The organism is Pseudomonas sp. GW821-FHT04C07, assembly GCF_059420325.1.
This window is the reverse complement of record NZ_JBWKTM010000014.1, coordinates 170,765-190,861: the sequence shown is the minus strand read 5'-3', so window position 1 is coordinate 190,861 and position 20,097 is coordinate 170,765. Positions and strand designations below refer to the sequence as shown.

The following is a 20,097-nucleotide window of genomic DNA, read 5'->3' as shown; positions in this document are numbered from 1 at the left end:
GTTTGTCGGTCATGAAAAACTCCTCGATAGATGCATTTTCCACTTATCGAGGTGTCCGGGGAAATTAGACCACTACACAGATCTGCCAATGATCGTTCCCACGCTCTGCGTAGGAACGATCAACTAAGGCAGAGGTGCCGGGCACAAGACCTGTGGCGAGGGGGCTTGCGACGACGCGCTCCGTAGCAGCTGCCGAAGGCTGCGTTCGGCCGCGTAGCGGTCGTAAAATCAGGCGCTGCGGTGTTACAGGCTAACCGTGGTGGCATGATTCGCGACTGCTGCGCAGCCGAACGCAGCCTTCGGCAGCTGCTACGGACGGGCATCAGCCCCCTATCCACCCGCCGCCAGACCCGCCGGAACCTGAGGTGGCGTCACGATTTGCGTGAGGTCGATATGCTTCCAGACCGGCTTGGCCCCCAGACGCGCGTTGAAGCGGATGTTGAACGTAAAGTCGTCCTGGGTGGGCTCAGTCAACGGCTTGCCGTAAACCGGTTCGATCGCCGCCAGGTCGTAACCCATCAGCTGCAGCAACGTAGGGAAGATGTTGTAGTGACTGGAGTGGTCTTTATTACCCGCAAGCGCGGTTTGCCAGTCGAGGGTATGCAGGTCACTGCCCTGGATCACCACCAGCGGCACCAGGCCCTCTTCCTCCAGCGGATCCGCCCCGCAATGAGTATTCAGGCCCGGGTTGCCGCGTTCATGCAGGTCCTGGCCGTGATCGGAGGTGTAGATCAGCACCGCGTGACTCAGGTCCGCATTGGCGAAGATACGCGAGAAGAACTCGCCGACATTCCACAGCAGCGTGTTCTTGTAGGCATTACGGTACAGCATCCAGTCATCGGGCTGGCCGTTGAAGCCGTCACGCGAACCGGTGTCGGCGACCTCGACATACTGCCCGCGTGACAGCGCCGGCCGATAGCTCATGAAGTCATCCGGGTATTTGTCATGGACCGGGAAGTGCGCACCGACCTTGTTGATGACCACCAATTGCGGCTGGCCGTCGTTGAGCAGCTCGATCAGTTTATGCGCCACCGCCATGTCCCGGTCGCGTACAGGGGTCTGGTCGAACTGGACAAACTCGTCGATGTCCTTGCGTTCAAGGTCAGTCATCAGATTCTGCAAGAGGCCGCCCGTACGCTGGGCATCGATATACACCGTGCGTAACCCTGCCTGTTTGGCGTACTGCCAGATCGACGGCAGAGTCGAGTTGATCCGCCTGTAGTCACTGCGGGTACCGCCATAGCGCAACGTGACGTTGGTATCAGCGCTGCAGTTGGCAATGGACGCCGCATAGCCATAGTTGTAAATGTCCACCCCCGCACGGGGCTCTTTCAGGTTGCTGTGCACACCGAATGGGGCGTTGATATCCAGGTAATTGCCGGACACGCTTTCATCGATGATCAGCACGATATCGTGGCCGACAGCCTGAGGCTGTCGTGACAGGCTGACCTTCTCACGGGGGCCTACGGTGTTATGCGCGGTCTCATAGGCGAACAGGGTCAGGTAAGCCAGCGGCGTGTACATGATGGGCAAGCCCCTGGCGCCCTCGCCCGCCCGCACGAAGAGCACGGCCGAAAGCAGCACCACCCCGAGCACCGGTGCCGCCGTCAGTAGGTAACCTGGCAGAGGCAGGCGCCGCCGCGGTTTGAGCCCGATGCCCAGCAGCAGCAACAACCCACTGGCCGCCGAGCCGAGAATGACCTGACGGTATTGGTAAGCCGCCTCCTGAATGAACCCGCCCGAATAGACCAGCGAGACGAAGCTGCTGTAGGTCAGGTAATCGGCGGTGACCCTGGTGTAGATGTCGAAAAATACCGCTGAGATGAAGAAAACCAGCGCAAACAGATGACGGACCAGCGTCTGGCGAATGTAGGCGCTCAGCAGTAAAACAAGCACAAGGGCGATGAACATTGCGGCAAACAGCAGCACCGGCAAACCGAAGCCCATCGTGGTAATGCGTTCAAGGTAGTAGTCGTAGTTTTTCAGCACATACAGAACGATCAGTAGTTCCTTGATGTACCTCACCATAAATCCCTCTTTTGGGCTGGCGTGCGACCCCCGCGCCATCACTGTAAACGCCCGTTAATACAGGTAAGGGAACGCCGACGTGCAATTGCCGATCCTCCCTTTACCACGCCCGCCACAAAGTCAATTAATTGACGACCATGATTCGTCTCTGCCATCTCCGTCACTAATTATTTGAGACCCTAGCATCGCACCATCAAAGTGCAAACCGCTGTTTCATCCATGAGAGTGTCAAAAAAAAGGTGACTCAAATCTGACACACCACTACCGCTTAGAGCCTTACAGATCAAGCGGTACGACCGTCCGTCGCTTAAATTTTGACGCTTTTTCTGACTCAAGAATGTTCCAAAGCCGCGGCCACAAAGCTCCTGATGGCAGAGCACCTGAATCTACCGATTTACCGACCACGAATAACATGTCATTTCGTTGACACGTTTTGGCCACGCTGGTCTATACCCACTTCAGCAGTCTTATGCAAGTTACATCCACCGCTCGTTGCGAGGCACGCCAATATGGACGTGAGCGTATTCGGTACGGGTTACGTTGGCCTGATTCAAGCAACCGCACTGGCAGACGTCGGCCACCGGGTCTATGTCGCGGCCGCGGAGCTGCATTATCGTGGAATCGGCCTGCGCAGCTTTGTCCCGGAAGGGGCGAGCGAATGAAAGTTCTGGTGACGGGTGCTGCCGGCTTTATCGGCGCCCATTGCGTTTTGCGTCTACTGCGCGATGGGCATCAGGTGTGTGGGCTGGACAATTTCAACGACTACTACAGCCCGGCCCTGAAGAGGGCCCGTGTGCGTTGGGTCAAAGCACAAGCGGGCGACTTCCCGCTGTTTCACCTGGACCTGGCCGACAATCAGGCGATCGCCGCGCTGTTCGCCCGCGAGCAACCGGAGGTGGTCATCCACCTGGCTGCACAGGCCGGGGTGCGCTACTCGCTGGACAACCCGCACGCCTACGTCGACAGCAACCTGACCGGGTTTCTGAATGTCCTCGAAGGCTGCCGTCATCACCCTGTGCGCCATTTGATCTATGCCTCATCCAGTTCGGTTTACGGTGCCAACCAGCACACGCCTTACTCGGTACAAGAAGGCGTCAACCACCCTCTCTCACTGTATGCCGCTACCAAGATAGCCAATGAGTTGATGGCGCACAGTTATAGCCACCTGTTCGGTATTCCGTGCACCGGCCTGCGCCTCTTCACCGTGTACGGCCCTTGGGGTCGTCCGGACATGTCGCCGATCCAGTTCGCCCAGGCGATCGTCGAACGACGCCCGCTGAAGCTATTCAACTACGGCCAGCACAAGCGCGATTTCACCTACATCGACGACATCATCGAAAGCCTGACACGCCTGCTCGACCATGCACCAAAAGCCGCGTCGGACTGGGATCGCGATCACGCGGATCCTGCGACCAGCATGGCGCCCTGGCGGCTTTACAACATTGGCGGACACCATCCGATCGAGCTCAAGGATTACGTCGCTCTTCTGGAAAAACACCTGGAAATCCCGGCGCAGGTCGAGCTGCTGCCGTTGCAACCGGGGGACGTACTCGACACCTGTGCCGACGTCTCGGAGCTGGAGACAGAAATCGGCTTTTACCCCCGGGTGGAACTGGACGAGGGGCTTGCACGCTTCGTTTCCTGGTTCCGTGATTACTACCAACTGCCCGTTGTTGAGGCACCGTTCGAAAGTGGGACTTCGTCACTGGCAGTACTTGTGCAGAAACGGAGAAGTTTATGACCGGCCACCCAAAAAATGTGCTGCTCACGGAGCTGCGGCGAGACAAACGCGTGGACTCCAACCATCGCATGCGACTTGAAGCCGCGATCCATAGGCAGGGTTGCGGCTGGATCACCGGCCGCAACGGCGGTCGCCCCTGGACCTTGTCGCGAACCAATCGCGTGTTGGCCTGCGTGGGTGCCTTGCTGCTGCTGATCCTGCTCTCGCCGGTTTTGCTGGCACTGGCGGCGATCGTCAAGCTGAGCAGTTGCGGTCCGGTGCTGTTCGTCCAGAATCGCACCGGCTATCGCGGTCGCGGCTTCGGTATGTACAAATTCCGAACCATGGTGGCCAACGCCGAAGAACTCAAAGAGTCCGTGCGCCACCTGAACAAACATGGCGCCGATGCCATCGACTTCAAAATCGATGAGGACCCGCGGGTCACCAGGATCGGTCGCTGGCTGCGTCGCAGCAGCCTGGACGAGTTACCCAATCTGATCAACGTGGTCACCGGCGACATGCGCCTGGTGGGTCCGCGCCCGACCTCATTCAATGCCTACCGCTACAAGGACAGCCACCTCGTGCGGCTGAGCATCTACCCCGGTATCACCGGCCTCTGGCAGATATCCGGGCGCAGCAATATCGACTTCGACCAACGCGTGGAGCTGGACCTGAGTTACATCGCAAAACAAAGCCCCATGCTCGATTTGAAGATCCTGTTGAAAACCCCCTTCACAGTATTCAGCGGCCACGGAGCGAGTTAAATGGACGGTTCATCTACCAAAAGCTTGAGCATCGCGAACCCGAGCGAGACTAACCTGACCTCGACCGTGCTCGATCAGAATCTGCGGATTCTCCTCCTGACTGCCGCCAACACCGACGGCGGCACCAGCACCAGCGCTCTGGCGCTGGCCAGTCAACTGGCGCAGATGAGCAGCGGCCAGGTACTGCTGGTCGATGCGAGCCAAGCGCAGAACAACCTCACCCAGCAGTTCGGGTTGCAGAAGGAACGCGGCTTTCGCGATCTGCTGTTCAACCAGGAGACACCGCCGCTGTTGCACGATTGCATCGTGCAGGTCTCGACCCTGCCCTTCCACATCCTGCCCAACGGTCGTCACATCCGCGGCACCGAGCATTTGAGTCCAGAGCAGTTACGCCCGTTGCTCAAGCAACTCGGTGCGCTGTATCGCTTCGTGGTGATCGATGGTGATGCGGTGTATTCGGCCGCCGACACCCTGGTCATCGGCACGCTGGTGGATGGTGTGATTCTGGTGGTGAGCGCCGAGGACACCCGCTGGGAGGTGGCGCAGGCTTCGGCCCAGCGCCTGACCCAGGCCGGCGCAAAACTGGTCGGCAGTGTCTTCAACCGCCGCAAGTACTACATGCCCAAATGGCTCTACAACAACCTGTGAGCAGCAGCCAAAGGATAACGACATGAAAGCTAAATGGCTTGCCCTGCTGTTGCTGCCTCTCGTAGGTTGCTCCAGCCAACCGGAAAACCAGATGCCGGTGCAGATCCTGACCGCCGCACCGGCCAACGCCCAGGCCAGCGACATGCCCAAGGTCGAGCAGACGCTGCGACCGCAGGATGTTCTCGACGTGATCTTCCACATCAGTACCAGCGGCTCGAATGCCTATCGCATCCAGTCCGGTGATGAGATCGGTCTTAACTTCACCGCGGCCAGCCAGCTCAACGGCAACCAGTTGGTGTTGCCGGATGGCACCATTGAGCTGCCGGGGGCCAACACTTCGGTGAAAATCACCGGAATGACCACCGATGAGGCGCGCCAGGCGATTCAGCGTGCCTATCAGCAAAAAATGCTGTTCCAGCCCAATCGCAACCAGGTGACGGTGCAGGTCATCAGCCCGCTGACCAACGAGCAGAACCTCAAAAACGCATTGAGCCACCCAGCCACCGGTATGAGCCGCGAGATCACCGTGGGTGCCGACGGTTATGCGAGCTTCCCGGAAATCGGCTCGATCCCGCTGCAAGGCATGACCGTCAACCAGCTGGAATCCTACCTCAACAGCCGCTACGCGCAGTTACCGGGGAGGATGACCGTCGACGTGCTGCTCAAGTCCACGGCAGGCAATGAAATCTATGTGCTCGGTGAAGTCGGGCAGCCCGGCGCTTATCCGATCCGTCGGCCGATCTCGGTGCTTGAAGCGCTGTCCCTGGCTCATGGGACGAGTGTCAAGGCACGGCTCGATTCGGTGGTGATCATGCGCCGTAACGGCAATCAGGTGGTCGCCCACCGCTACAACGTCGACGAAGCCCTGAGCGCCAAGGCGTCGCAGATGGCCTACCTGCAACCAAACGACATGCTTTATGTGCCCAAGACCAAGCTGGCCAGTGCCGGCGAGCTCGCGCGGCAACTGGCAGATGTCGTGCTGTTCCAGGGCGTGGGCTTCGGCTTCTCCTACCGTGTCGACGACAAAGGCAGTAACAACAACTAACCACACGCAGGTGAAAGGCCATGAATCCAAAGGAAAATTACCTGCACGAGTTTTTCCGGATCTTCTTCGCCAACAAGCAATTGGTGAAGCGAGTCTTCCTGATCTTCGCGGTGATCGCACTCGTGCTGCCGTTGGTGCTCAAACAGAGCTTCGATATCACCGCCCAAGTGATAGTGCAGTCCAAAAAACTCTCGCAAAGCGATGCCATGACGTCGTTGACCCAGGACACCGACAAGTTCATTCCGCCGTCACTGGCGGACATGGAAACAGAAAGCAATATCCTGCGTTCACCGGCTCTGGTTCGCCAGACCATCAGCCAGCTACGCGATCAGAGCCAATACTCGCCCAGCCCGGGTCTGTTGAATACCCTGGTGCTCAATCCATTGCACCGGGTCGTGATCAATCCGCTGCGCGAGTATGCGATCAACCCGGTGCGCAATGTGCTGGGACTCGAGGTCGACCCGGTACGCGACACCGCCCTGGATGATCTGACCAGGCAGGCCATGGATGGCCTCAAGGTCGAAACGCTGCCCGGCTCCAACGTGATCTCGATTATCTACAGCTTCAGTGATCCGGCACAGGGCACGAAATTCGTCGCGCAACTGCTGCAAAACTACTTGGCCAACCGCCAGGACCTGCAATCCATTGACCTGCCGCAGGCCTTCTACGAACAGAAGAAAAAACAGTATCAGGTGCGTCTCGATGGCCTGGAAGGTACACGCCTGGGTCTGCTGGAAAGCATCGGCTCTTCTGATCCCAAGGAAGAAATCACCTTCCGCCTGAACGCGATCAACACCGAAGAGCAAGCGCTCAACCTGTACCGTGACCGTCTGCTGGAAAACCAACGCTGGCTCGACTACCTGAGAACCAGCCTGGCGACTGCCAACAATGCCAAGCTCAACGACTACACCTTCCCCTACACCTTCACCACCACGGTGGACAACGTCGCCTTCGAAGATCGGGAAATCAAGCAGCTCGGCGAACAACTGACGGCCCAGGTGACCCGCTACAACAACGATCTGGCGGTCTTCCAGCCGGGCAGCGAACCGATGCAGATGACCCGCGAGCAGATTTCCCGCTCGCGGCAGCAATTCCTGAAGATCGTCAGCAATCGCATTCAGGAGCGAACCAACGATCTGGAGATTGTCAGCTCGGTGATTTCCCAGAAGACCGCGCGCATCGCCGACTACAAAAACCGCATCCATCAGCTGCAAGAGACCCAAAGCAAGCTGCGGCAAATGGACACCGAGATCGACGCTCTGCACGCGGCATTCTCCACCTACGCCCAACGCTTTGCAGAAAGCAGCAGCCAGCGTTTGCTCGACAATGACCTGTCGAACGCACGCGTTCTCAGCCCGCCGTATGAACCGACCGAGGCGGCCTTTCCGAGACCGCTGTTGATCATTCCGTTTGGCATGTTCACCGGTCTGTTGCTGGCCATCGCCCTGGTCTACGTGCGTGAGTTCTTCGATCATCGCTTCAAACACCCGGCGCAAATCACCCATCAGCTCGGCCTGCCGGTGCTGTTGGTGATCAACGATCAGAATGCCGAACAGCCCAATCCGCACCCGAACTGGACGGTGCCGAGCTTCGTGCATTGGGTGCGCAATTGAACATGCCGCTCAACCCTGCGCTGCCGATCATCCATCTGCTCAGCAGCGGCGGGTTCTACGGGGCTGAGCGGATGTTGCTGGACCATTGCCTGGCGACGCCGGGACAGCACCAGGTGCTGTTCCTGGACGCGCCGCCTGAGCTGATCGCGCGCTTTCGTGACGCCGGGGTCGACTGCCGCAGCTGCACAGGGCTGGGCGGACTGTTGCGGCACCTGCATCAACGCCGTGACGAACATCCGTTGGTCAATACGCATAACTTCAAGGGCCTGTTGTTTGGCTGGGTGGGGGCCACGCTGTGGCGCCTGCCGCTGGTCATCACCCAACACGGTTTTACCCCGCGCAGTCGCAAGCAACGCTTCTACACCTGGCTGAGCCTGCAACTGTGCCGTACCGCTTCGGTCGATCGGGTGGTCTGTGTCGCCGAGAGCATCGCTGTGCTGCATCGACGCGCCAGCGTGCGGGCAGAAAAGCTGCAAGTGATCCCCAATGGTTTGCCGGCCGCCACCGCCCTGCTCCAGCACAAGGACAACCACCAGCTCTGGCTGGCGGGCTATGTCGGACGGCTGAGCAGCGAGAAAGGCCCGGATTTGTTTCTCGATGCGCTGATCCCGCTCTGCCAGCAACATCCCGAGTTGCACGCGGTGATGCTCGGCGACGGCCCCGAACGCGACAGCCTGCTCGCACGGATCACCGCTGCCGGACTGCTCGAGCGCATCGAGCTGCCGGGCTACCAGACCGAGATGCGCGCCTGGTGGACGAAGCTCGATGCACTGGTGATCAGCTCGCGTACCGAAGGCACGCCGATGATTCTGCTCGAGGCCATGCAAGCCGGCGTACCGGTGGTGGCATTCGCTGTGGGCGGGATTCCCGATGTCATCGAGGACCGGTACAACGGCCTGCTTGCCCCACCGACTGACAGCGCCGCCCTCGCCCGCCAGATCGCTACCCTGCTGGGCGAGAAGAAGCTGGCTCGGCTACTGGCGGAAAACGCTCGCCATACCCAGCTTGATCGCTACGACCTGCAGGCTTTGGCCGAGCGCTGGTCGCAGCTATACATCCGTACTGCACGGGAGGCTCGCGCGTGATTTTTCCACTCTCGATAGTCAGCCTGTTAGGGCTGGTTTGCCTGGGGCTGCTGGCCAGCCCCTACCCTTATCTGGCGCCTGGCGTCGTGCTGGTCCTGGTCGGCGTCGCGGTACTGTACCGGCGTCCCGGTTGGGGCCTGCTGGGCATCGTCGCCCTGGTGCCATTCGAAGGCCTGTTCAAAGACAACGCTGTTTCCGGGGCAAAACTCCTCGGCGCCGCGCTGGCCCTGATCCTCTGCTTGCAACTGGCCCTGCACCAGCTCCCGTCCGAGCGGCTACGCAGCAATGTCTGGCGGTTCCTGACGTGGTTTATGGTGCTGTACTTTCTGAGCATGCTGGTAACCGATGACCTGGGCATGTCCCTCGGCAACCTGCGGGAGCTGAGCGTGGGCCTGGTGCTCTTCGTGATCACCTTGCTGATCGGCCGCGAGCTGAACCAGGACCTGTTCTGCCGGCTGGTGACCCTCAGCGTCTCCCTGACCTGCATGCTGGCGATATTTTCCAGCAAGTATCAGGATCAAGGCCGAGCGTCCGGTCTGCTCGAAGACTCGAACGCTTTTGCCTTATTGATCGCCTTCGCCGTACCGTTGGCGCTGCTGCTGGTGATCAAGAGTCCGAATCTGTTGCAGCGGCTGTTCTGGGCCGGTTGCTGCTTACTGCTGCTGGGCAGCATGACCAAAACCGAATCACGTTCGGGGCTGGTGGTGCTGTTCTTGAGCCTGCTCATCGGCGTCTACCACTACCGCGCACAATTGCCACGGATTCGCCCGCGCCACCTGGGTTTGGCCATGCTCGGCCTGGCGATCTTCATTCCCTTGGCGATCTACGCGTTGCCGGCGGGCTACATCGCGCGCATCCAGTCGCTCAGCGTGCTCACCGCCGGCGCCAGCGGCCACAACGATGAGTCTTTGGGACGCCGCGCTTCGTACATCGTGGTCGGCTCCCGGATGATCGGCGAACACCCGCTGCTCGGCTCCGGCCCCGGAACCTTCCCGCGGCATTACGCAACCACCGGCTACGCCAAGGCGTTCTCGACCAACCGCAAGGCCGGTGACCTGTACCGGCGCGCCCACAACACCTACCTGGAGATTTTCAGCGAGATTGGCATCCCCGCGGGGCTGTTGTTCATCGGCATGCTCGGCATGGGCTTGTACAACATGCTGCGTGCCCGCCACGCCTGGTTACTGCGAGATAACCGGGAGCAAGCGGACATGGTCACGCATCTGGCCATGAGCCTGCTGTCGCTGACGCTGTTCTTGATGTTCCTCAGCACGCCGAACCAGAAATACCTGTGGATCATGCTCGCGCTCTCCAGCGTGCTACGCCTGAAGGCTGAACAAAGCCCGCTGCCGGAGCCGCAAACATGATCCTCATCAGCATCATCATCCCGATGTACAACGAGGCCCGACACATCGGCCGTACCCTGCAGGCCGCGCGCCTGGCGGCCCAGGTCGCGGACCTTGAGTGCGAGCTGGTGGTGGTCGATAACGGCTCGCAGGATCAGGGCCCGCAGATCGCCCGCGAACTGGGCGCTCAGGTGTTGTTTCTGCCCGGCGTAAACATCGGTGCGTTGCGCAATCACGGTGCCGCCAACGCGCGTGGAGAATGGCTGGCTTTCCTCGATGCCGACATTGAAATGCCGCAGAACTGGCTCTCGCTGCTGCTTGAACTTGAGGCCGGTGGTCGGGCCGATGTCCTCGCGCTGGAGCTTCACGCCCCCGCTCAAGCGCCATGGTTCGCCCGCGCCTGGCAGCGCCGCTTGTTGCGATCCGGCAGCCAAACCATGCGCACGGTGCAATGGCTGCCGACGGCCAATCTACTGTTGCGGGAGGAGTGGTTCGCACGGGTCGGCGGCTTCGACGAGAGCCTGCGCACGGCTGAAGACAAGGACCTGACAATGCGCCTGAGCCGGGCCGGCGCCCGATTGGTGAGCGTCAATGAGTGTGTCGCCCTGCATTGGGGCTATGAAGGCAGCTGGCGCGAGTGGTTGGGCAAAGAGCTGTGGCGCCAGGGTAGCCACCTGCAGCTGCTGCACAGCAACGGCGTCAGTCTGCGCTTGCTGCGCTTCCCGTTGCTGTCGATGGGCGCCTGGTTACTGGACGGTCTGACGATCTCGGCATTGCTGGACGGCCGGCCTCATCTGGCCCTGTCCCTGTTGCTGATGACCAGCCTGCCGGCGCTGGCGCTGAGCCTGCGCCAAAGTCTGAAACACCTTGCCCCCGGTCTGACCCTGCAACTCTGGGGTCTGCATTGGTTACGCCTGCACCTGGCCGGAGCCGCCTTCGTCCTCAGTCTTTGTCATTGGAAAGCCAGGAGACCTGCGCGTGGCTGAGTTCATTTTCTGGTTGTGCCTGCTGTTACCGTTGTACGCCTATCTGGGTTACCCAGTGATGCTGACAATCCTGGCGCCGTGCTTTACCAGGCGTCACTATCCGGCGGCTGAACCCTTGTCGGTGAGCGTCGTCATCGCCGCGCACAACGAATCCCCGCATGTCGAGGAGAAATTACGGACCTTGCTCGCTCAGGATTACTCGGCGCGGACGCTGCAGATCATCCTCGCCAGTGATGGCTCCAGCGACGACACCGTGGCGTGCGCGCAACGGGTGATCGACCCGCGCATCCAGGTACTCGACCTGCCACGCCAGGGCAAAGCCGCCACACTGAATGCCGCCGTCGCGCTCAGCACCGGCGACATCCTGGTGTTCACCGACGCCGACAATCAGTGGTCAACCGATACCCTCGGCCAATTGCTGGAGCCGCTGAACGATCCGCAGGTCGGTGCCTGCGCCGGGCACATGCTGATTCCCATTACAGGTAAAGGCCTGAGCCTGGGAGACAGCCTCTACCGCCACTACGAGGGTTGGCTGCGTCGGGTGGAAAACCGGACCGGCTGCATGGTATCCGCCGACGGTGCCCTGCTCGCCCTGCGCCGCGAGTTGTTCCAGGTCATACCGGCGCAAGTCAGCGATGACTTCTTTCTCAGCACCTGCGCGCCGGTGGCCGGCAAACGTATCGTTTATGTCGAATCAGCCCAGGTGATCGACCAGGGCGTGGACGAAGCCGACAAACAATTTCGCCGCCGCCAGCGGGTGACCGTCGGTGGCCTGCAAAGCCTCGCGCAGCGCAGAGAACTGCTCAACCCGTTGCGTCACGGCCTGTATGCGCTGGCGTTGATCAGCCACAAATTGATTCGCCGGTTGGCGCCGGTACTGCTGGTGCCACTGTTGCTGAGCAGTCTCTGGCTGTGGGGCGTCCACGGGTTCTACAACCTGGCGTTGATCGCCCAACTGCTGGGCTACGCGATAGCCATCGCCGGTCTGCTCGACGTGCAGCACCGTTTACCCAAACCCTTTCGCCTCGCCGCCTTTGTACTGGTGACCCTCGCCGGGATGAGTGTCGGTCTGTGGCAGTTTCTGCGTGGCCAGCGTTATAGCCAATGGAGTCCCGAGCAGAATCGATAAGAGTGTCGCGCCATGTCGATCAAGCAAATGTTCAAGCGCACCCGTGGCTGGCTTTACCTCAACTCGCCGTTGGGACGCAGCCAGCTGCGCGGTGCGGGGGTGATCCTGATGTTGCATCGGGTGCTCGCCGACGACCGTAGTGCCGAGCTGCCTCATCGCAATGAGCTGTGTATCGGCCCACACGCCTTCGAACAACTGCTGCACTGGCTCAAGCACCATTTCGACTGCGTGCCCCTGATGGAGCTGCTGCAAGCCGACGCCCATCCAGCCCCATCGGCGCGCCCGAAAGTCGCTCTGACCTTCGATGACGGCTGGCGTGACAATGCCTTGAATGCCTTTCCGCTGCTGCTGCAGCACCAGGTGCCGGCGAGTATCTTTCTGTCCACCGACTTCATTGGCAGTCACCAGCGTTTCTGGTGGGAAAGCCTGGGTGAAACCTTGTGGGGCATCTATGGCTGCGCCCCGCGTCAACGGATCATCGAACATCTGGAGCGGATCGGCCGGCCGCTGCCACCTGTTTTCTTGCGCAACGGCAACGAACAACAGCGCAGCCTGGCCCTGGCCAATTACCTGGATAGTCTCAAAGGCCTGTCGCTGCAGGACCTCGACACCCTCACCGACAATTGCCCAAGGGAGTCGCTGCCCCAGGCACTGGATTGGCAGCAGGTGCGCACCCTGGAAAAATCCGGGTTGATCCGCTTCGGTCCACACGGCGCCAGCCACTCGATCCTCACCGGGCTCGATGACATTCACCTGGACCAGGAACTGAGCCGCAGCCACGACGCCTTGCTGCAGGGTTGTCTGCATCCCCTGCCGGTCTATTGCTACCCCAATGGCGACCATGACCTGCGCGTCCGCCAACGTCTTGCCGTGCACCGCTATACCTACGCCCTGAGCACCAGCGCCGGCATCTATCGCGGCAAGGGCGACCCGATGGCACTGCCGCGCATCGGCGTCAGCCAGCGCAATGCCAGCCGCCCTTCGCTGCTGGCCTGGCGCATCAGCCGGGGCGGCCACACATGAGCCGCAATCATTATGTGCGCCACCTGGTGCTGAGCGTGGGCACACGGTTGGCGATGATCGCCCTGCGCCTGCTGCGCAACGTGCTGCTGGCGCGCATTCTCGGCCCCAGCGAGCGCGGCCTGTTCGCCCTGCTCAGCACCTTGCCGGAGCTGATCAGCGCTGCCACCAGCGGCGGGCTGAATTCAGCGGTTGGCTATCAGGCGGCGCAACAGCGTTCGATGGGCCTGCTGCTCAGCCAGGTGCTGGTATTCGGTTGCTTGCTCGCAGGCCTGCTGACCTTGATCAGCGTTGCCCTGTTGCGCGAACTCGGGACTAGCCTTGAGGTTACCGCGCAGCTTGGATTACTCGCCTGGTTGTTGCTGCTGGCGGTGCCTTTGACCGTACTCAAGAGCGGCCTGCTGACCCTGCACAATGCCTGCGGCGGTGTGGTGGCGTTCAACGCACTGCGGCTGATCGAGTCGCTGGCGCCGCTGGTGCTGTTTCTTGCATTGTTCTGGATGTGGAAAAGCGCGGCGCTGGAAGCGGCGTTGATCAGCTGGCTGGCGGGCATCAGTCTGGTCGTGCTGGTTGGCTGGTTCTGGCTGGGGCGCAATCAACCACTGACGTTGCAATGGGACCGTGCCGGGCAAAAGGAACTGCTGCACTACAGCGCCAAGAGCCATCCGGATCTGCTGTTTCAGCAGGTGATTCTGCGCTCGGATTACCTGTTCATCAGCGCCATCCTCGGCACCACCGCCCTGGGTCATTACGCCATGGCCAGTGCGGCCGCCGAACTGCTGCTGATAGTCCCGGAAGCTGTGACCACGCCGCTGATGAAGCGCCTGTTGCAACAGGAACAGGGAATCGAACGCCTGACGCCACTGGCCCTGCGCCTGACTGCCACGGTAATGATTTGCGCCTGCCTGAGCATGGCGCTGATCGGTGAATGGTTGATCGTGACGCTGTTTGGTGTGGCCTACCAGCCTGCCTATCCGGCGCTACTGGCCCTACTGCCCGGCCTGCTGGGTCTGTGCTATGCCAGTATCCTGCGTCTGGACCTGCTGGGCAAAAATCGCCCGGGGAGTATCTCGCTGTGGATGGGCCTGGCCGCGGTACTCAACCTCGCATTGAATCTGCTACTGATTGCACCCTATGGAATCGTCGGCGCCGCCCTGGCCTCGTCCATCGCTTATCTGGCCGTGGCCCTCGCCTTGCTGATTCTGTACTGCCGGCTGAGCGGTGTGCCGGTGTGGCAAACCCTGATTATCTTGCCCAGCGATCTGCTGCCGATGCGCGAGATGTTACTGAGGAAGTCCGCATGAAACGCCTGGCGCTGCTGTTGAGCCTGGGTCTGAGTCTGAACCCGGGCCTGAGCGCGTACGCCGCGCCCATGCGCTGGGCCGATATTCGCGACGGCAGCCTTTACCTGCAACCGGACAAAGCCGATACCTTGAGCGTCAGTTGGGTGCCGGCCTGGCAGGCCGACGCCAACGAAGAACACCTGTACCTGCTGGACGGTCGGGGACAATTGCACGGCGAACGCCTGATCGCCGCCAGTGAAAGCAGCGGTCGTCAGAGCTGGCCATTGCCTCCCAGCGTCACCAGCTATCGACTGGAGATCCCGGGCTACAGTTTCCGCCGCTATCGAATTGAACATGACGACCGTACGGTGGCCCTGTTCGCCCCGGCCAAGGTTCACTTCAGCGCCGAAACCCGGGACGGTGACGAGCTGTATTTCAAGGTCGCTGCCGGTGAAAAAGCGATACTTGCCGGAAAATTCCACGGTGGCGTCGGCGCCCTGCAAGCGCAACGGGTGGCCGATGGCAAGCAGATCCGGCTGACCCTCAACCCCTACCCCGCGTACTGGCAGTTCGATCAGGTCGAACTGCCGAGCGCCAGCGTCGAACAGGTCTGGCGCCTGCGCCTGCAAGGCAGCGGCAAAGTGGCGTTCTGGCTCGACGGTACGGCCAACCTGTTCGCCCAGCAGGTGCAGCAACTCAAGCCGTTGCGTCAGGACGCTGGCCAGGCCCGACTCACCCTGCACCCTGAGGTGCTGGGCCCGACTCCGAATCTGGGAACCGCCCTGCCCTACGCAGTGCCGCCGGAATCGAGCTACCCGGTGCTCGATGCACTCAAGCCCCGGGCGGGCACCTACTACAGCTTCGTCGACAAACTGAACACCGACCCGCACTACGAGGATCGCTTCCGTCGGCTGTACCAGGACCGTTTCAGGATCAACCAGGACATCACTTTGCTCGCCGGCACGCAACGCAGGGCCGACCTGCGCGCCGACGCGGTCAGCAATGCCGGCCTCGACGCGTGGCTCGCCGCGACCCGCGCCCTAGGCGGCAAAGGCGTGCACTACATTGCCTTCGCCGATGAACCGAACCTCAACTACAACGACTTTGCCAGCTATCAAAGCCTCTTCAACAGCATGGCGCAGCAGGTGCGCAACGACCCCGGTAACTTCAAGGCCGGCGTACGCATCGCCATGCCCGCCAGCTCACGGCTGATCAACGGGCCGTTTGCCGAAAGTGCCGCCGATCGGCGCGGCATCGACTGGGCGCGGCGGCTGCTGAGCGAGTCGGGCGAGAAGATCGATGCCCTGGCCTGGCACGAATGGATGATCCGCGACCTGCTGGCCACCCGCGTCTACCGCGACAGCGTGCGCCGGGCCGCCGAACTGGTCGGGCTCGATTCGCACGGCCGGCCGCGCAAGGCACTGCTACTGGATCAGACCAACATGTCCAGCGGCTCGAGCCTCAGCCCTTACGATCAGGAAACCCATTTTGCTTCGCTGTGGTGGGCCTCGGTGGTCATTAACTCGGCCCAGGATGGTCTGCTCGACATGCTCAACTGGTTCCAGGTCGACGACGAGACGAACTACCCCAAGGGCATGCTGCGGGTGCTCGGCGACGACCGCTTCGAACTCAAACCAGTGGGCCTCGCCCAACAGTTTATCGCCGGGCACTGGCTGGAAAAGGTCCTGCGCCTGGACAACGACGCCTTCGAGGTTGACGTGCTGGCCATGACCACCGGTCAACAACGCAGCCTGCTGGGCGTCAACAAGGGCACGCGCCTGCAGCATGTCAGCCTGCAAGGCGTAAAAGCGTCGTGCCCGTTGTCATCGGGCGCATTGGTGTATTTCGGCGCCGACAGCAAGAGCCGGCCGGCAGCGTTTCACTGTCAGGAAGGCCGGGTCAGCTTCGAGCTGCCCGGCGAAACACTGTTCGCCCTGAGCTGGAGCGCCTCATGAACCCGAATGTTTTGCCGCGCTGGCATCTTGCCGCGCCTTGCCTAGTCCCGTCGTCACTGCCCTTTCACACGGCCAGCTCCATCAGGAGGCAACATGAGTGCATTGCACAAACTCGGTGAACGAATCCGACAAAAAGGCCTGCGTCACACCCTCAACACGCTGTGGAAACGCTATGTGTTTTTCCATTGGCAACTGCTGTGGATGGAGCGCGATCTGGTCAGCCCGATCGCGCCGCACAAGCTAAGACCCTACTCACCGCTACGCCTGGAAACCATCACTGCGCAGAATGCCATGGCCTTTGCCAAACACTTCGGCGACCGTGTGCAAACCATGGCCGAACTGGCTGACGAGGGCCACACCGGGCACATGTACCTGGACGACCAGGGCAACGCGGTCGCCTTCATTTGGGGCAGCAATGGCGACTACTATGATCATCACTATTACGGCTGCATGTTCCCGGTGAAGGAAGGTGAGTTTTTCGAGTTCGGCGGCGAACAGATCCGCGCCTACTGGGGCAGCACCCTCTCGGTGGATTTCCAGCTCGATCTGTGGAAAGTCATGCAAGCAAAGGGCTATACCAAGGTAGTGGATGTTTGCGAAACCCATAACATCGCAGCCCTCAAGCTGCACATCCGCATGGGGTATCAAGAGCAAGGCCGGGTCATGCATGTGTATGGCCTGTTCGGGCGCTGGCGCCTGTTCCGCGAAACCCGCTACAGCGGCTCGCGACTGGACGCTTTGCGCAAACCCGGAACGCCCACCGTCGCAGCGCCTGCGGTCTGATCGCCATGTCGGTGCATTTCCAGTGGCGCACCTCGCTATGCGCCGCGGACTTCCCGGCCGCGGCCTACGAGGCCTTGCGAAAACGGGTTGCGGACAGTACGCCGTTCAACACACTGGCCTGGCTGTGCCCGGCCGAGCGTGCACTGCGAACTGACGAGCACCTGCATGTGCTGCTGGCGTGGCAGGCCGGGGAATTGTGTTTGTGCCTGCCGCTGGTGGCGTCCCGCGAGCGCTTCGCCGGGCTGCCGTTTCGGGTGTTGCACCACTTGGGCTTCCCCCTCAGCGACCGTATCGCCCTGCTCGCCACCCTGCAAGCCGACAGCGCGCGGCAAGCGCTGCGAGAAATTCGCCACCGACTACCGCACGCTCTGCTACAACTTAACGAGCTGACTGAAACCGAAGCCCGGACCAATATCCTGGCGCAGTGGAGGTACCTGAGTTCTACCGGCGAACAGCGCCTCAGTTGCCGGGCACCCGTGCACCGGATCAGCGACACCGACCGCCAGGAGGTCTGCGGCGATACGCGCTACAAACTGCGTCGGGCGCACAAGCGGATCTCCGCCTGTGGTGCCGTGGTGCGACGGTTTTCACCCGATGCCACGAGCATGGGGCCGTTGCTTGCGGTCATTAGCGAGGTCGAGGCGGTCAGCTGGAAGGGCGACGAAGGGGTCGGGATTTTCTCCGACGCCCGGCACCGACAATGGATGGACGGGGCCTTTACCGCCCTCGCCGCCCAAGGCATGGTGCGGGTAGTGGTTCTGGAGCTCGATGGGCGTTGTATCAGTTACCGTCTCGGGTTGCTGGAACAGGGTCGGCTCTATGACTACAACCTGGCGTTCCTGCCGCAGTACGCCGATCTGGGCAGCGGCCGGGTGTTGCTCGATGAGTGGATTCGCTGGGGGCTGGACGAAGGCTGGCAATGGGTCGACGCGTCTCGGGTCAGTCTGGAAAATTCCAGCCACCAACTGCATGAACGCATGACCGGAGAAGTGGAACATTGGCGCTGGAGTTTCTACTCCTGGCGTCCCGGCGGCCTCTGTATGGGCCTGGCCCTGCGCCTTTGGCAAACACTCAAACCGCATCTGAAAAAGCTGCGGGCCAAACGTGCGGCGGCGCCCGACAAGCGTGACACGAGTACCCCAACCACACAGGAGGGCTACGATGCCTCAGCACGTCATAGTCAACGCTGACGATTTCGGACTCAGCGAATGCGAGAACGCGGTGATCCTGCGGGCCTTCCAGACCGGATTGATCAGCTCCGCCACCGCGATGGCCAACATGCCGGCGTTTGCCGCCGCCTGCTCCATGGCGCAACACCCCTTGCTGCTGGGGCGAATCGGCCTGCACTTCAACCTCACCTATGGCCGTCCGCTCAGCGAAGCCATACTCGAACAACCGATCTTCTGCACCGAAAGTGGTGAGTTCGACCTGGACCTGTCTCGCCGCAGCCTGTGGCTTACCCGCTCCGCCCGCGAGGCCGTGCTGCAAGAGCTGGAGGCGCAATGGCAACGCTGTCTGGAGCTGGGCCTGCAACCCAGTCACCTGGACTCCCACCAGCACGTGCACAATATCTGGCCCATCGGCGAAATCGTTGCGCGCTTTGCCGCAAGCCAAGGTGTCGCGATACGCCTGGCACGCAACCTCGGGCAAAATATCGGGCCCGGTAAACGCCTGTTCAAGACCTTGCTCAACCGGCGTCTTCGCAGCCTCGCCGGTACCACCGCCGACCATGTCTGCACCCCGGCTGATCTGCGTAATGCCCCACCACCGAGCAGCGGCGTGCTTGAGGTCATCACCCATCCCAACCTGCTGGGCGCCGATTTCGGCGATGAATACCTCAATCCTGGAGAATCGTTGACCCAGGTGCTGGAAAGTCGCCTGCCGGGTGTACCACGAGTGCCTTATGGCGGAGCAGGCAACGCACTGACGGGATCCTTTTAAAATCCTGCCGACAAAATAAAGCCCACATCCCGGGTAGCCTGCTTTGCTTGTTCAGCCCTACTCCTGTCCTAACGCATAGAGCAAGGACAGGCCCAAATGCACGATTGCATCGTCCGAATGGGTTAAAGATGAAGTCCTGAGGTTGATCGGCTCCCCACCCTCTTCACCAGGGTGGACCATGCCTTGCAGCGTGAGATGAAGGGCCCATACCGGCAGCCAGATCGGCTGATCCTCAGGGTTTTTGTGCTGTCTTTCTATGGCATATTTCCCGTACATCCCGGCTTCACTGGTGAAAATCCCGAGCCGGGCTCTAGCCACACCGAACGGCGACTCAATACGCCATGAAGTACCGTCCTCAAGTATCTCAAAGATCACCCCCCAACTATTTTTGGGGTGTTCGTCATCGAAAAGCGCCTTGAGCCTCCTCGTCAACCCGACCGCATAGTTTTCAAGCTGTCGGGCATCTTGCGCGGCGGATGTGACCGTGGCCCACTGCTCTTCGGTTATCGATTGATATCTCATGGCAACCTCCCGGCCTGCTCGGACTTTCAGTATGTCACCGCGAGCCGTACCTGCATCAACTAGACGAAAAAGCCCCGCACAGTGACTAATGCCAGTCAGTTAAGCTTTTTTGCGGCCCGTAGCAGCTGCCGAAGGCTGCGTTCGGTCTGGGCCGCACTCGGACGTAGCGGTCGTGAAATCAGGCACTGCAGTGTTACTGGTTAACCGTGGCGGCATGATTTGCGACTGC

Annotated in this window: 18 protein-coding genes; 16 read left to right on the top strand and 2 right to left on the bottom strand. The window is 61.0% G+C overall.

Features of this window, described 5'->3' with window-relative positions:
* Positions 1-330 precede the first annotated feature (330 nt).
* A complete protein-coding gene (locus tag AC07UI_RS23985) occupies positions 331-2,028 on the bottom strand; it encodes a sulfatase-like hydrolase/transferase (protein WP_494994838.1) in 1,698 nt (565 codons plus the stop codon).
* A 509-nt stretch (positions 2,029-2,537) separates the two neighbouring features.
* Between AC07UI_RS23985 and AC07UI_RS23980 the strand changes: the two genes are divergently transcribed.
* From AC07UI_RS23980 to AC07UI_RS23905, 16 genes are all read left to right on the top strand, one after another.
* Positions 2,538-2,690 carry a hypothetical protein gene (locus AC07UI_RS23980; RefSeq protein ID WP_494994846.1) on the top strand — a complete coding sequence of 51 codons (153 nt, stop codon included), beginning with the start codon at positions 2,538-2,540 and terminating at the stop codon, positions 2,688-2,690.
* A complete protein-coding gene (locus AC07UI_RS23975; protein WP_494994837.1) occupies positions 2,687-3,769 on the top strand; it encodes an NAD-dependent epimerase in 1,083 nt (360 codons plus the stop codon). The genes AC07UI_RS23980 and AC07UI_RS23975 overlap by 4 nt, the downstream gene beginning before the upstream one ends.
* On the top strand, positions 3,766-4,512 hold the full coding sequence (locus AC07UI_RS23970) for a sugar transferase (RefSeq protein WP_494994836.1): 747 nt from the start codon (positions 3,766-3,768) through the stop codon (positions 4,510-4,512). The genes AC07UI_RS23975 and AC07UI_RS23970 overlap by 4 nt, the downstream gene beginning before the upstream one ends.
* Positions 4,513-5,160, top strand: a complete 648-nt coding sequence (locus AC07UI_RS23965) for a CpsD/CapB family tyrosine-protein kinase (RefSeq protein ID WP_494994835.1) — start codon at positions 4,513-4,515, stop codon at positions 5,158-5,160.
* A gap of 22 nt (positions 5,161-5,182) precedes the next feature.
* A complete protein-coding gene (locus AC07UI_RS23960) occupies positions 5,183-6,205 on the top strand; it encodes a polysaccharide biosynthesis/export family protein (protein WP_494994834.1) in 1,023 nt (340 codons plus the stop codon).
* Positions 6,206-6,225: 20 nt separating this feature from the next.
* The gene (locus tag AC07UI_RS23955; protein ID WP_494994833.1) at positions 6,226-7,818 is read left to right on the top strand and encodes a GumC family protein; all 1,593 of its coding nucleotides are present in this window, start codon (positions 6,226-6,228) and stop codon (positions 7,816-7,818) included.
* Positions 7,819-7,820: 2 nt separating this feature from the next.
* The gene (locus tag AC07UI_RS23950; RefSeq protein WP_494994832.1) at positions 7,821-8,903 is read left to right on the top strand and encodes a glycosyltransferase family 4 protein; all 1,083 of its coding nucleotides are present in this window, start codon (positions 7,821-7,823) and stop codon (positions 8,901-8,903) included.
* Positions 8,900-10,270: an O-antigen ligase family protein gene (locus AC07UI_RS23945; RefSeq protein WP_494994831.1), complete on the top strand. Its 1,371-nt coding sequence runs from the start codon at positions 8,900-8,902 to the stop codon at positions 10,268-10,270. Before AC07UI_RS23950 ends, AC07UI_RS23945 begins: the two co-directional genes overlap by 4 nt.
* Positions 10,267-11,235: a glycosyltransferase family 2 protein gene (locus AC07UI_RS23940; RefSeq protein WP_494994830.1), complete on the top strand. Its 969-nt coding sequence runs from the start codon at positions 10,267-10,269 to the stop codon at positions 11,233-11,235. The genes AC07UI_RS23945 and AC07UI_RS23940 overlap by 4 nt, the downstream gene beginning before the upstream one ends.
* Positions 11,228-12,364, top strand: a complete 1,137-nt coding sequence (locus AC07UI_RS23935) for a glycosyltransferase (protein ID WP_494994829.1) — start codon at positions 11,228-11,230, stop codon at positions 12,362-12,364. The genes AC07UI_RS23940 and AC07UI_RS23935 overlap by 8 nt, the downstream gene beginning before the upstream one ends.
* A gap of 12 nt (positions 12,365-12,376) precedes the next feature.
* Positions 12,377-13,387, top strand: a complete 1,011-nt coding sequence (locus tag AC07UI_RS23930) for a polysaccharide deacetylase family protein (RefSeq protein WP_494994828.1) — start codon at positions 12,377-12,379, stop codon at positions 13,385-13,387.
* The gene (locus tag AC07UI_RS23925) at positions 13,384-14,688 is read left to right on the top strand and encodes a lipopolysaccharide biosynthesis protein (RefSeq protein WP_494994827.1); all 1,305 of its coding nucleotides are present in this window, start codon (positions 13,384-13,386) and stop codon (positions 14,686-14,688) included. The genes AC07UI_RS23930 and AC07UI_RS23925 overlap by 4 nt, the downstream gene beginning before the upstream one ends.
* The gene (locus AC07UI_RS23920) at positions 14,685-16,622 is read left to right on the top strand and encodes a hypothetical protein (protein ID WP_494994826.1); all 1,938 of its coding nucleotides are present in this window, start codon (positions 14,685-14,687) and stop codon (positions 16,620-16,622) included. The genes AC07UI_RS23925 and AC07UI_RS23920 overlap by 4 nt, the downstream gene beginning before the upstream one ends.
* A gap of 93 nt (positions 16,623-16,715) precedes the next feature.
* Complete coding sequence (locus AC07UI_RS23915) at positions 16,716-17,405, top strand: N-acetyltransferase (protein WP_494994825.1); 690 nt, start codon at positions 16,716-16,718, stop codon at positions 17,403-17,405.
* Positions 17,406-17,410: 5 nt separating this feature from the next.
* Positions 17,411-18,595: a GNAT family N-acetyltransferase gene (locus AC07UI_RS23910; protein ID WP_494994824.1), complete on the top strand. Its 1,185-nt coding sequence runs from the start codon at positions 17,411-17,413 to the stop codon at positions 18,593-18,595.
* Positions 18,567-19,346, top strand: a complete 780-nt coding sequence (locus AC07UI_RS23905; RefSeq protein ID WP_494994823.1) for a carbohydrate deacetylase — start codon at positions 18,567-18,569, stop codon at positions 19,344-19,346. Before AC07UI_RS23910 ends, AC07UI_RS23905 begins: the two co-directional genes overlap by 29 nt.
* A 57-nt stretch (positions 19,347-19,403) precedes the next feature.
* On the opposite strand, the gene AC07UI_RS23900 is transcribed toward AC07UI_RS23905, so the two are convergent.
* Complete coding sequence (locus AC07UI_RS23900; RefSeq protein WP_494994822.1) at positions 19,404-19,868, bottom strand: hypothetical protein; 465 nt, start codon at positions 19,866-19,868, stop codon at positions 19,404-19,406.
* Between the last annotated feature and the right edge of the window lie 229 nt (positions 19,869-20,097).